A 12,144-nucleotide genomic window follows, 5' to 3' on the forward strand; every position below is an offset into this window, starting at 1 on the left:
CCCCGTCGCTCTAATCTGACGACATGTCAGACAAAGAGTCGTACGAGCTGCTCGGGTTCGACAACGTGCTGCTCCCCGTCGGGGACCTCGCAGAGGCCGTCGGGTTCTACGAGCGGGCCGGATTCGGGGTCGGGTTCCGGTTCGACGAGGCCGGGATCGCGCTGCTGAAGGTCGGCAAGGAGACGCCCGGGATTCTGCTGCGGGTGGACGAGGAGCTGGGGTACCGGTCGCCGCCCTGGCACTCGGCGCGCATCTGGCTGGAGGTGCCCGACGCGCGGGCGGCGGCGCGGGAGCTGGCCGCCGCCGGGATCACGCCGCTGGACGAGGCGTTCCCCGTGGCCACCGGGTGGACCGTGGAGATCGCCGACCCGTGGGGGAACGTCCTGGGCTTCACGGACTACAGCAAGCGGCCGGAGTTGGGGCGCAGAAGGTGAAGCACCCCTCCCCGCCTTTGAGTTGAACACGTTCAAAAGTAGGTCTACAGTCATCCCTGTCAGAGTTTTGAACGCGTTCAAGAAGGGGTGGGGCATGGACCGCACCGTCATCGCCTACGTCATCTACCTGGTCGTCAGCATCGCGCTGACCATCTGGGTGGCCCGCACGCTCAGCCGCAACGGCCGGATCTTCCTCGCCGACGTCCTGCGCGGCAACGAGCAGCTGGCCGACGCGGTCAACCACCTCCTGGTGGTCGGCTTCTACCTGGTCAACCTCGGCTTCGTGGCGCTGTACCTGAGCGGGGACGAGACGATCGAGGACACCCGCGGGGTCTTCGAGGCCCTGTCGACCAAGCTGGGCGTGGTCCTGCTGGTGCTCGGCGCGATGCACCTGGGCAACGTGTACGTCCTCAACCGGATCCGGCGGCGCGGGATCATGGAGCGCGAGCAGCGTCCGCCGGTCAACCCGCAGGAGTGGATCGCCCCGACGGCCGGGGCGTGACCACCGTGACCACCCCAGCCGCTCCGGTCCGCGGGCTCACCGTTCTGTACGACGCCTCGTGCGGGCTGTGCGCACACCTGCGCGACTGGCTCGCCCGGCAGCCGCAGCTCGTGCCGCTGGAGCTGGTGCCGGCGGGCTCGGAGCAGGCACGCGCCCGCTTCCCGGGGCTCGACCCCGCGAGCACCCTCGAGGAGATCACCGTCGTCGGCGACTCCGGGCAGGTCTACCGGGGCTCCCGCGCCTGGATCGTCGTCCTGTGGGCCCTGCGCGAACACCGCCCGCTCGCCCACAGGTTGAGCACTCCGGCCGGGGCCAGGGTGGCCCGGGGCGCGGCCCTGGCCGCCGCGAAGTGGCGGGGCGCCCAGTGGCCGGGCGGAGGGGAGCGGAGCGGGCAGGGCGGGGCCTGGGGAGGGCAGTCGTACCATCGGGCCGACGGGTGGGTGTATCACCCGAACAGCGGCTGGGTCCACGAGCCGCCCTCCTGCTCCGGCGCGGCCGACGGCACTCGTTAGGCTCTCCTCTCGTGCCCGCGAAGAACGACGGCCCCGAAGCGGCCGGCCCCCAGAGCAGCAAGTCCGAGCAGACCCGTGCGCTGATCCTTGAGACCGCCATGCGGCTGTTCCAGGAACGCGGCTACGACAAGACCACGATGCGGGCCATTGCCACGGAGGCCGGGGTCTCCGTCGGCAACGCGTACTACTACTTCGAGGGCAAGGAACACCTCATCCAGGGCTTCTACGACCGGATCGCCGCCGAGCACCAGGTGGCGGTCCGGGAGGTCCTGGAGCGGGAGACCGATCTGGAGGCGCGGCTCGCGGGCGTACTGACCGCCTGGCTGGACATCGCCAGGCCGTACCACGAGTTCGCCGTCCAGTTCTTCAAGAACGCCGCCGACCCCGACAGCCCGCTCAGCCCTTTCTCCCCGGAGAGCGAGCACGCACGTGAGCAGGCCATCAGCGTGCACCGGCAGGTCCTGGCCGGCTCCAAGTCCAAGGTCGCACCCGAACTCCGGGAGGTTCTCCCGGAGTTGTTGTGGCTCTCCCAGATGGGCCTGGTCCTGTACTGGATCTTCGACCGCACGGAGGGCCGCGAGCGTAGCTACCGGCTGGCGAGGCGGGGTGCCCGCCTCACCGCCCGCGGCGTCGCCCTGGCCCGGTTCCGGGTCCTGCGCCCCCTCGTGCTGGAGGTCCACGAACTGTTCACGGACTTCCTGCCGGGGATGACGAAGGCGCTGCCGGACCCGGCGAAGAAGGGCCGGGAGGGCCGGGAGGGCCCAGGGGCCGGCTGATCAGATCCACTCCAGTCGCCACAGCCGGAACACGCCCGTGCCGTCGGACAGGTACTGGCCGCCGCCCACGTCCTCGGTGCTGACCACGTACTCCTTGCGCTGCCACAGGGGGATCAGCGGGACGTCGGTGGCCACGGTCGACTGGATGTCACGGAAGTCGTTCGCCGCGCGGCTGCGGTCGGCGTACTGCTGGCTGTCGAGGATGAGGTTGTCGACCGCCTTGTTGCTGTAGCCCGTGTTCATGGTCGAGCCGGTGCCGACGAGCGGGGAGCCGAAGGTGTCCGGGTCGGGGTAGTCCGCGACCCAGCCGACCGCCCAGGCGTCCATCTTCCCGGCGGCCCAGCGCTTCTGGAAGTCGGTCCACTCGTACCCCTGGACGTCCACCTTGAACAGGCCGCCCTGCTCCAGCTGCGTCTTCAGCGCCGCGGCCTCGTCCTCGCCCGCGCCCCGGCCCTTGCCGTAGCCGAAGGTGAAGCGCACCGGGAGGGTGACGCCGGCCTGGGTGAGCAGTTCGCGGGCCTTGGCGACGTCCTGCGTCGGGTAGGTGTCGAAGAAGGACGTGGTGTGGCCGGTGATGCCGGTCGGGATCAGCGAGTACAGCGGGTCGACCGTGCCCTGGTACACCGTGGCGGCGAGCTTCTCGCGGTTGACGAGCCAGGCCATCGCGCGGCGCACGTGCACGTCGTGCAGCGGGGAGCCGGCGCGGGTGTTGAGGTAGAGGTTGCGGGTCTCGGAGCTGTCGGCCTCGGTGACGCGCTGCTTGGGGTCGCTCGGGTTCAGCCGGGAGAGCACGTCCGGCGGCAGCGTCCGGGTGGCGACGTCGAGCTTCTTGGCGTTCCAGGCGCTGTTCAGCTCCTGGGAGTCGGCGTAGTAGCGCAGCTCGACGGGGCGGCCGGTGCCGCTGAGGTCGCCCTTGTAGCTCGAGTTCGGCGCGAGGACGGCCTTCGTGTCCTTCACGTACGACGTCAGCCGGTACGGCCCGGTGCCGTCGGCCGCGGCGTCGGTGCGCAGGCTGTCGGCCGGGTACCTGTCCTTGTCCACGATGGAACCGGCGCCGGTCGCCACCTTCTGCGGGAACGTGGCGTCCGGGGACGACAGGTGGAAGGTCACGGTCGTCGCGCTGTCGGCCGTCACCGAGCCGAGCGTGGCGAACAGGGACGCCGGGCCGACATCCGAGTCGATCTTCTTGACCCGGTCGAAGGAGTACTTCACGTCCTCGGCGGTCATCGTGCGCCCGCTGGGGAACGTGATCCCGTCGCGCAGCGTGCACTGGTACGTCTTCAGACCCGAGCCCTGGAAGGAGCAGCTCTTCGCCGCGTCCGGGACCGGCTCGACTCCGCCCGGCTCGAACGTCAGCAGCGACTGGAAGACGTTGCTGAACAACGCCCAGGAACCGGCGTCGTAGGCCCCGGCCGGGTCCAGCGACGTCACCGCGTCCGTCGTACCGACCGTGATGGTCTTGTTCTTGTTCTGATCCGACGGCAGCAACTGCCAGCCGCCGATCCCTACGACCCCGAGCACGATCAGTGTCACGAGAACGCGCATGCGAACAGATCGCATGGTGGTGCCCTCCCCAGGCCTTTTGAGCCCTACCCATGGCCAGCACAATTTCGCCACTCCCCTAAGCGGCGCGGCTCACCTAATCACAGGTCTCTCACCTGGGGGAAGGGCTTTCTGACCAGATGGGGAAAGAACTTACCGAGCGTGTTGTTACCGCCTGGTTTCACAACGCCTTCACAGGAAGGAAAGCGGTTCCAGTCACGTGCGCGTGGCGGCCGGTTCGATCACCGTCACACCGCCCCGACCGCACCCTCCGCTATGAAGTGCGGCGCAGTGCGCGCAGTCCGCGCAACCCGATGACCCCGATGACCGTCCCCAGTACGAAGGAGACGATCGCCAGCAGCAGATGCACCCAGAAGTACGCGGTCGGGTGACCGTCGTCGAAGGCGAGTCCGCTGCTGTCCTTGACGAGATTCTTGACGAAAGTGACCCAGATGACCCAGCTCCACACCCCGAAGGCGAGCAGGAACCAGGAGACAGGGCGGCTGAGCTTCATGGAGCCAGTATCACTGGCCGGTGTCCGGTTCCGTGCCGGGGGTGGGGTGGTGCGCGGGACTTCGGCGTCCGGTCCAGGTACGTTCTCGATCGTGTCCGCACCGAACAAGACCATCAGGCGATCACTGCTGGTCACCTCAGCCACATTGCTGTCCCTTTCCGTCGCCGCGCCCGCCGCGCTCGCGGCCCCGCGCCCCTCGACGACGCCGACGGCCACACCCCCGGCCGGTATGTCGACGGTGGGCGGTGTGCGGCTCGGGCAGCCCGGCACGCAGGTGAACTCCGCCCCCGGTGTCCCCGCGCTGCCGAAGGACCTCACCGCCCGCTCCTGGATCGTCTCCGACGCGGAGTCGGGCCAGGTGCTGGCCGCGCACAACGCCCACTGGCGGCTGCCCCCGGCGAGCACGCTGAAGATGCTGTTCGCGGACACCGTGCTGCCCCGCTTCCCGAGGTCGATGACGCACAAGGTGGCGGCGCCCGACCTGGCGGGCATGGGCGCCGGCTCCAGCGTGGTCGGGATAAAGGAGGGCCACAGCTACAACGTGCACGACCTGTGGCTCGGCGTCTTCCTTCGCTCGGGCAACGACGCGGTGCACGTGCTGTCCGCGATGAACGGCGGCGTCCCGCGCACCGTCAAGGACATGCAGGACCACGCCGACGAACTCCAGGCGCTGGACACGCATGTGATCAGCCCCGACGGCTACGACGCGCCAGGGCAGGTGTCGTCGGCGTACGACCTGACGCTGTTCGCGCGCTCCGGGCTGCAGAAGAAGGACTTCCGCGACTACTGCTCGACCGTGCGCGCGAAATTCGGTGCGGCCGAGATCCAGAACACCAACCGGCTGCTGAGCGGCGACACCGACGTGCCCGTCTACCAGGGCATCGCGGGTGTGAAGAACGGCAACACCACCAACGCCGGCGCCACGTTCACCGGTGTCGCCGAGCGGAACGGCAGGGTGCTGCTGGTCACCGTCATGAATCCGGAGAAGCACGAGCACAACGAGGTCTACAGGGAGGCCGCGAAGCTGCTCGACTGGGGTTTCCGGTCGGCCGGCAAGGTCGCGGCGGTGGGCGAGCTGGTGCCGCCGAAGAGTGCCGTGCAGGCCAGTGCGCAGCCGAGCGGCGGTGCCCCCGCCGGCAAGGCGGGCTCCGCGACCGGCGGTTCCGGCTCGAAGCCGGTGACGAGCGCCACCGCCGGGGGCGGCTCCGGCGGGGTCGGGATCGCGCTGGCCATCGCGGGCGGGCTGCTGGTGCTGCTCTCGGGCGGGGTGTTCCTGGTCAACCGCCGTTGGCCGCTGCCGGATCTGATGCGCCGTCGGCCTCGTCCCTGACGTCCTCCTCTTCGGCCTCCTCCTGCACCTCGGCCTCCTCCTGTACCTCGGTCTCCGTCTCCTCCTCGTTCTGCGTCGCCGTCCAGGCGGCGCAGAACAGGAGGAGTTTCGAGGTGAAGTTGATCCACAGCAGCAGGGCCACGGGCACGCCGAACGCACCGTACATGCTCTTCGCGGCGACTCCCTGGATGTAGCTGCTGAGCAGCAGCTTCAGCGCCTCGAAGCCGACCGCGCCGAGCAGCGCGGCCACCAGCAGCCGGCGGCGCGGCGGTTCGACCCCGGGCAGCAGGGTCAGGGCGTAGAGCAGAACCAGGAAGTCGGCGAGCACGGCGACGGCGAACGCGGCGATGCGCAGCAGGAGGCTGCCGAAGCCCTGGCCGGCCAGGCCGAGCAGATGGGACACCCGGCCCACGGCCGCGGAGGCGAGGGTGGAGGCGGCGAACGTCACCAGCAGGGCGCCGCCGAGGCCGATCAGGATGCCCGCGTCCTTGGCCTTGGCGAGGACGGGGTTCTCCTCGCGGTCCGGCAGCTCCCACACCGCGCGCAGGCAGTCCCGCACCTGGCCGACCCAGTTGATGCCGGTGAACACCAGGACGGCGCCCGCGATGATGCCGACGGTACCGGCGTTGTGGACCAGGCCGCTGATGTCCAACTGCTGGGAGATACCCGGGAACTGGTCGGCGATCCGGTGCTCGACGGCCTTCTGGCGGGCCGGGCTGAGCGTGGCGGCGGCGACCGCGGCGGCCACGGTGAGCAGCGGGAACAGCGCCACGAAGCTGACGAACGTCATGGCGGCGGCCAGCCGGGACCACTTCACCCGGTCCAGGCGCTCGTAACAGTGCCATGCGTGGGTGGCCGTCAGCCGGGTGACGATCGGCCCGATGGCAGGCAGTTTCTTCAGCCAGTCCATGATCCGTTCCTGCCCTCATCGCAAATACCTACGCAAACACCTGATGGCAAAGACCTAATGCCAATATGGCGCGTCATCCCATTAACCACCTATAGCCGGGCGATACGGTCACTGGCATGCCCGGAGCCCCGCAGTCCCTGCTCGTCCTCGGTGGCACGTCCGAGATCGGGCTGGCCATCGCCCGCCGACTGATCGCCCGCCGTACCCGCACCGTGTGGCTGGCGGGCCGCCCCTCCCCCGCGCTGGAGCAGACCGCCGAGGGCCTGCGCGCCCTCGGCGCGGACGTCCGTACCGTCGCCTTCGACGCCCTCGACCCCGAGTCCCACGAGACGGTCCTCGGCAAGGTCTTCGCCGAGGACGAGGTCGACATGGTGCTGCTCGCCTTCGGCATCCTCGGCGACCAGGCCCACGACGAGCGCGAGCCCCTGCGTGCCGTCCAGGTCGCCCAGACCAACTACACCGGAGCCGTCTCGGCAGGCCTGGTCGCCGCCCGCGCCCTCCAGGAACAGGGTCACGGCTCCCTGGTGGTCCTGTCCTCCGTCGCCGGTGAGCGGGCCCGCCGTACCGACTTCATCTACGGCTCCAGCAAGGCCGGCCTCGACGTCTTCGCGCACGGCCTCGGCGACGCCCTCTACGGCACCGGCGTGCACGTCATGGTCGTACGCCCCGGATTCGTCCGTACGCGGATGACGGCGGGCCTTCCCAAAGCCCCGTTCGCCACCACACCCGAGGCGGTGGCCTCGGCGATCGAGCTGGGGCTGCGCCGCCACTCGGAGACCGTGTGGGTGCCGGGGGCGCTGCGGCTCGTGATGTCGGCGCTGCGGCACGCGCCGCGCGCGCTGTTCCGCAGGCTGCCGCTCTACTAGGCCCTGTCGTCAGAGGCTGGCGATCGTGCCTCGCTCGACGTCCGCGTGGCCGGCCTGCGGCGGCACCACGGATACCCCGAACGTGTACTCCCGCAACTTGCGCCACACCCCGTCGGCACCCTGCTCGTACAGCGAGAACCCGGCGCACGGCCACTCGGCGTCGTAGCCGGCCAGTTCCGCGAAGGCACGGTCCATCGCCGCCTCCTCGATGCCGTGGGCGACGGTGACGTGCGGGTGGTACGGGAACTGCAGGTCACGGGCCACGGGCCCGGAGGCGTCGCGGACGCGCTGCTGCAGCCAGGCGCACTCCTCGGCGCCCTGGACGACCCGGACGTAGACGACCGGGGTCACGGGCCGGAACGTGCCGGTGCCGGACAGCCGCATCGGGAACGGCCGGCCCGCCGCGGCGACCTCGGTGAGGTGCGCCTCGACGGCAGGCAGCTGGGCCTCGTCCACCTCGGTCGGCGGCAGCAGGGTGACGTGCGTGGGAATGTCGCGAGCCGCGGCGTCGCCGAAGCCCGCGCGCCGCTCCTGGAGCAGGCTGCCGTGAGGCTCCGGGACCGCGATCGACACGCCGATCGTTACGGTCCCCACGTCGTCTCCCGTCGTCCGGTTTGGCCGGTATTCCCCGCCTGCCCGGGCAGGAAGGCCTGCTCGGGCAGCATTCAGCATCGACTGTACGGCCACCGCCGTCGAGTTGTGCGGCTCTGGCCGTGTGCTCTACAGCTCAGTGCTTCGCCGGCAGGAAACCGACCCGGTCGTAGGCCTGCGCGAGCGTCTCCGCGGCGACCGCGCGCGCCTTCTCCGCGCCCTTGGCCAGGATCGAGTCGAGCGTCTCGGCGTCGTCCAGGTACTGCTGCGTGCGCTCGCGGAACGGCGTGACGAAGTCAACCATGACCTCGGCGAGGTCGGTCTTGAGCGCGCCGTACATCTTGCCCTCGTACTCCTGCTCCAGCTCGGCGATCGACTTGCCGGTGAGCGTGGAGTAGATGGTGAGCAGGTTCGACACGCCCGGCTTGTGCTCCGCGTCGTAGCGGATCACCGTGTCGGTGTCGGTGACGGCGCTCTTGACCTTCTTGGCCGTGGCCTTCGGGTCGTCCAGGAGGTTGATGAGGCCCTTCGGCGTGGACGCCGACTTGCTCATCTTGATCGACGGGTCCTGGAGGTCGTAGATCTTCGCCGTCTCCTTGAGGATGTACGGCGACGGGATCTTGAAGGTGTCGCCGAAGCGGCCGTTGAAGCGCTCGGCGAGGTCGCGGGTCAGCTCGATGTGCTGGCGCTGGTCCTCGCCGACCGGCACCTCGTTGGCCTGGTACAGGAGGATGTCCGCGACCTGGAGGATCGGGTACGTGAACAGGCCGACGCTCGCCCGGTCGGCACCCTGCTTGGCGGACTTGTCCTTGAACTGGGTCATGCGGCTCGCCTCGCCGAAGCCGGTGAGGCAGTTCATGATCCAGGCGAGCTGGGCGTGCTCGGGGACATGGCTCTGGACGAAGAGCGTGCAGCGCTCCGGGTCGAGTCCGGCCGCCAGCAGCTGGGCCGCGGCGAGGCGGGTGTTGGCGCGCAGGTCCTTCGGGTCCTGCGGGACCGTGATCGCGTGCAGGTCGACGACCATGTAGAACGCGTCGTGGGACTCCTGCAGGGCCACCCACTGGCGGACGGCGCCGAGGTAGTTGCCGAGGTGGAACGAGCCGGCGGTGGGCTGGATGCCGGAGAGCACGCGGGGTCGGTCAGAGGCCATGTTCACCATTCTCTCAGGTGTTGGGGGCCTCTTTGACGGGAGCGCCCCGGAAAGGCGCCCCCGTCGGAGCCGGGCGTCAGCCGAGGTCGATCTCCGGGTACAGCGGGAACGCCGCCACCAGGTCCGTCGCCCGCTGGGCGATCTCGTCCGCCACCTTCGCGTCCAGGACGTGGGCCGCCTTGGAGGGGGCGCCGGACTTGGTGGTGCCCGGCTCGGTGGTGGTGAGGACGCGGTCGATCAGGCCCGCCACCTCGTCCATCTCCGCGGTGCCGAGGCCGCGCGTGGTCAGGGCCGGGGTGCCGATGCGGATGCCGGAGGTGTACCAGGCGCCGTTCGGGTCGGCCGGGATGGCGTTGCGGTTGGTGACGATGCCGGAGTCGAGGAGCGCTGCCTCCGCCTGGCGGCCGGTGAGGCCGTAGGAGGTGGCGACGTCGATCAGGTTCAGGTGGTTGTCCGTGCCGCCGGTCACGAGCGTCGCGCCGCGGCGCATCAGGCCCTCCGCCAGCGCGCGCGAGTTGTCGACGATGCGCTGGGCGTAGTCCTGGAAGGAGGGCCGGCGGGCCTCGGCCAGGGCGACGGCCTTGGCGGCCATGACGTGCGGGAGCGGGCCGCCGAGGACCATCGGGCAGCCGCGGTCGACCTGCTCGCGCAGGGAGTCGTCGCACAGCACCATGCCGCCGCGCGGGCCGCGCAGGGACTTGTGGGTGGTGGTGGTGACGATCTGGGCGTGCGGGACCGGGTCGAAGTCGCCGGTCAGGACCTTGCCCGCGACCAGGCCCGCGAAGTGGGCCATGTCGACCATCAGGGTCGCCCCGACCTCGTCGGCGATCTCGCGCATGATCCGGAAGTTCACCAGACGGGGGTACGCCGAGTAGCCGGCGACGATGATCAGCGGCGTGAAATCGCGGGCCTGGGCGCGCAGGGCGTCGTAGTCGATCAGGCCGGTGGCCGGGTCGGTGCCGTAGGAGCGCTGGTCGAACATCTTGCCGGAGATGTTCGGGCGGAAGCCGTGGGTGAGGTGGCCGCCCGCGTCCAGGGACATGCCGAGCATGCGCTGGTTGCCGAAGGCCTGGCGCAGCGCGGCCCAGTCCTTCTCGGAGAGGTCGTTGACCTGGCGGGCGCCGGCCTTCTCCAGGTAGGGGGCCTCCACCCGGTCCGCGAGGACGGCCCAGAAGGCGACGAGGTTGGCGTCGATGCCGGAGTGCGGCTGGACGTAGGCGTGCTGGGAGCCGAAGAGCGCCTTGGCGTGCTCGGCGGCCAGGGACTCGACGGTGTCGACGTTGCGGCAGCCGGCGTAGAAGCGGCGGCCGACGGTGCCCTCGGCGTACTTGTCGCTGAACCAGTTGCCCATGGCGAGCAGGGTGGCTGGGGAGGCGTAGTTCTCGGAGGCGATCAGCTTCAGCATCTCGCGCTGGTCGGCCACCTCCTGGCCGATCGCGTCGGCAACCCGGGGCTCGACCGCGCGGATGACGTCGAGGGCCGCGCGATAGGCGGTGGACTCGGTGGAAAGGGGCTGCTGCTCTGGCATCGGGACCTCCGGACGGTGTGCTTACAGCGTTCACGTTCGGCCCAGGCGCACGGCACTGTTTTCCTGCCGGGCCGCTCCCCGATGGTCCGTCCCATCCTGGGCTCTGCCAGAGCCCCGCGCGCCAGTCACGGCCCGACGATCAGCCTACCGGGCACGGCACGCTGCCACGCGGCGGTGACCGCATGTTGAACGCGGCCCGCGTCCGTCATCAGGGGGAGGATGGGAAGCGAGGACAGGCAGGGGGGTCACCGTCGTACCCGGGAGAGGCCGTGACCACTACAGAAGACCTCATCGCCGCTGCGGACGCGCACAGTGCGCCGACCTACCATCCGCTGCCGGTCGTCGTGGCCACGGGTGAGGGCGCGTGGCTGACGGATGTGGCGGGACGCCGGTATCTGGATCTGCTGGCCGGTTACTCGGCGCTGAACTTCGGGCACTGCAACCCGCGGCTGGTCGAGGCGGCCAGACGGCAGCTGGAGCGGGTCACGCTGACCTCCCGCGCCTTCCATCACGACCGGTTCGCCGCCTTCTGCGCGGAGCTGGCCGAGCTGTGCGGCATGGAGATGGTGCTGCCGATGAACACCGGCGCGGAGGCGGTGGAGAGCGCGGTGAAGACGGCCCGGAAGTGGGGGTACCGGGTGAAGGGAGTGCCCGCGGAGATGGCGAAGATCGTGGTCGCGGGCGGCAACTTCCACGGGCGTACGACCACGATCATCAGCTTCTCGACCGACCCGGAGGCCCGCGCGGACTTCGGCCCGTACACGCCCGGCTTCGAGATCGTGCCGTACGGCGATCTGACCGCGATGAAGGCCGCGCTCACCGAGAACACCGTCGCCGTGCTGCTGGAGCCGATCCAGGGCGAGTCCGGGGTGATCGTGCCGCCGGAGGGCTATCTGCCCGCGGTGCGGGAGCTGGCCCGCGAGCGGAACGTGCTGTTCATCGCCGACGAGATCCAGTCGGGGCTCGGCCGGACCGGGCGGACCTTCGCGTGCGAGCACGAAGGGGTCGTACCCGACCTGTACGTGCTGGGGAAGGCGCTCGGCGGCGGGATCGTGCCGGTGTCGGCGGTGGTGGGCAGTGCGGACGTGCTCGGGGTGTTCCGGCCCGGCGAGCACGGGTCGACGTTCGGCGGCAACCCGCTGGCCTGCGCGGTGGCGCTGGAGGTGATCGCGATGCTGCGCTCGGGCGACTTCCAGGAGCGGGCCACGCTCCTCGGCGAGCATCTGCACCGCGAGCTGGCCGGGCTGCTCGGCACCGGCAAGGTGACGGCGGTGCGCGGGCGCGGACTGTGGGCGGGGGTGGACGTCTCCCCACGGCTCGGCACCGGGCGGGCGGTCGCCGAGCGGCTGCTGGAACGGGGCGTGCTGGTGAAGGACACCCACGGCTCGACGATCCGGATCGCTCCGCCGCTGGTGATCAGCGCGGAGGACCTGGACTGGGGGGTGGAGCAGCTGCGGGCGGTGCTCGGGGTCTAGAGGACCACGCAGGC

General features: G+C 70.3%; 13 protein-coding genes and 1 riboswitch. Of the genes, 7 read left to right on the top strand and 6 right to left on the bottom strand.

What is annotated here, in order from left to right; all coding sequences use genetic code 11:
* Positions 1-23: 23 nt before the first annotated feature.
* The 4 genes from ACWD35_RS19510 (at position 24) to ACWD35_RS19525 (ending at position 2,224) form a co-directional block, all read left to right on the top strand.
* Positions 24-434, top strand: coding sequence for a VOC family protein (locus ACWD35_RS19510; RefSeq protein ID WP_451352503.1), 411 nt, complete (start codon positions 24-26; stop codon positions 432-434).
* A gap of 94 nt (positions 435-528) precedes the next feature.
* Positions 529-936: a hypothetical protein gene (locus tag ACWD35_RS19515; RefSeq protein ID WP_451352504.1), complete on the top strand. Its 408-nt coding sequence runs from the start codon at positions 529-531 to the stop codon at positions 934-936.
* The gene (locus ACWD35_RS19520; protein ID WP_451352505.1) at positions 933-1,448 is read left to right on the top strand and encodes a thiol-disulfide oxidoreductase DCC family protein; all 516 of its coding nucleotides are present in this window, start codon (positions 933-935) and stop codon (positions 1,446-1,448) included. Before ACWD35_RS19515 ends, ACWD35_RS19520 begins: the two co-directional genes overlap by 4 nt.
* 11 nt (positions 1,449-1,459) lie before the next feature.
* Positions 1,460-2,224 (top strand): TetR family transcriptional regulator, encoded by a 765-nt coding sequence (locus tag ACWD35_RS19525; protein WP_451352506.1) that lies wholly within the window; start codon positions 1,460-1,462, stop codon positions 2,222-2,224.
* Here the strand turns inward: ACWD35_RS19525 and ACWD35_RS19530 are convergent, their stop codons facing one another.
* Positions 2,225-3,769: an ABC transporter substrate-binding protein gene (locus tag ACWD35_RS19530; RefSeq protein ID WP_451352507.1), complete on the bottom strand. Its 1,545-nt coding sequence runs from the start codon at positions 3,767-3,769 to the stop codon at positions 2,225-2,227.
* A 271-nt stretch (positions 3,770-4,040) separates the two neighbouring features.
* Positions 4,041-4,280: an SCO4848 family membrane protein gene (locus tag ACWD35_RS19535; protein WP_451352508.1), complete on the bottom strand. Its 240-nt coding sequence runs from the start codon at positions 4,278-4,280 to the stop codon at positions 4,041-4,043.
* Positions 4,281-4,371: 91 nt separating this feature from the next.
* Here ACWD35_RS19535 and ACWD35_RS19540 point away from each other — a divergent pair, with 91 nt between their 5' ends.
* On the top strand, positions 4,372-5,610 hold the full coding sequence (locus ACWD35_RS19540) for a D-alanyl-D-alanine carboxypeptidase family protein (RefSeq protein WP_451352509.1): 1,239 nt from the start codon (positions 4,372-4,374) through the stop codon (positions 5,608-5,610).
* Here ACWD35_RS19540 and ACWD35_RS19545 read toward each other — a convergent pair.
* Positions 5,558-6,520: a YihY/virulence factor BrkB family protein gene (locus ACWD35_RS19545; protein ID WP_451352510.1), complete on the bottom strand. Its 963-nt coding sequence runs from the start codon at positions 6,518-6,520 to the stop codon at positions 5,558-5,560. The two genes, ACWD35_RS19540 and ACWD35_RS19545, sit on opposite strands and share 53 nt — an antisense overlap.
* 116 nt (positions 6,521-6,636) lie before the next feature.
* Between ACWD35_RS19545 and ACWD35_RS19550 the strand changes: the two genes are divergently transcribed.
* Positions 6,637-7,386, top strand: coding sequence for a decaprenylphospho-beta-D-erythro-pentofuranosid-2-ulose 2-reductase (locus ACWD35_RS19550; RefSeq protein WP_451352511.1), 750 nt, complete (start codon positions 6,637-6,639; stop codon positions 7,384-7,386).
* Positions 7,387-7,395: 9 nt separating this feature from the next.
* Here ACWD35_RS19550 and ACWD35_RS19555 read toward each other — a convergent pair whose 3' ends face one another.
* From ACWD35_RS19555 to ACWD35_RS19565, 3 genes are all read right to left on the bottom strand, one after another.
* Positions 7,396-7,980, bottom strand: a complete 585-nt coding sequence (locus ACWD35_RS19555; protein ID WP_451352512.1) for a 2'-5' RNA ligase family protein — start codon at positions 7,978-7,980, stop codon at positions 7,396-7,398.
* Between the two features lie 133 nt (positions 7,981-8,113).
* Positions 8,114-9,127: a tryptophan--tRNA ligase gene (gene trpS / locus ACWD35_RS19560; RefSeq protein ID WP_451352513.1), complete on the bottom strand. Its 1,014-nt coding sequence runs from the start codon at positions 9,125-9,127 to the stop codon at positions 8,114-8,116.
* A gap of 76 nt (positions 9,128-9,203) precedes the next feature.
* Positions 9,204-10,655: a glycine hydroxymethyltransferase gene (locus ACWD35_RS19565; RefSeq protein WP_451352514.1), complete on the bottom strand. Its 1,452-nt coding sequence runs from the start codon at positions 10,653-10,655 to the stop codon at positions 9,204-9,206.
* 32 nt (positions 10,656-10,687) lie between these two features.
* Positions 10,688-10,794, bottom strand: a riboswitch (ZMP/ZTP riboswitch).
* Positions 10,795-10,924: 130 nt separating this feature from the next.
* On the opposite strand from ACWD35_RS19565, the gene rocD reads away from it, so the two are divergent.
* Positions 10,925-12,130: an ornithine--oxo-acid transaminase gene (gene rocD / locus ACWD35_RS19570; RefSeq protein ID WP_451352515.1), complete on the top strand. Its 1,206-nt coding sequence runs from the start codon at positions 10,925-10,927 to the stop codon at positions 12,128-12,130.
* The last annotated feature ends 14 nt before the right edge of the window (positions 12,131-12,144 follow it).

It is taken from the genome of Streptomyces sp. NPDC002671 (assembly GCF_053592475.1).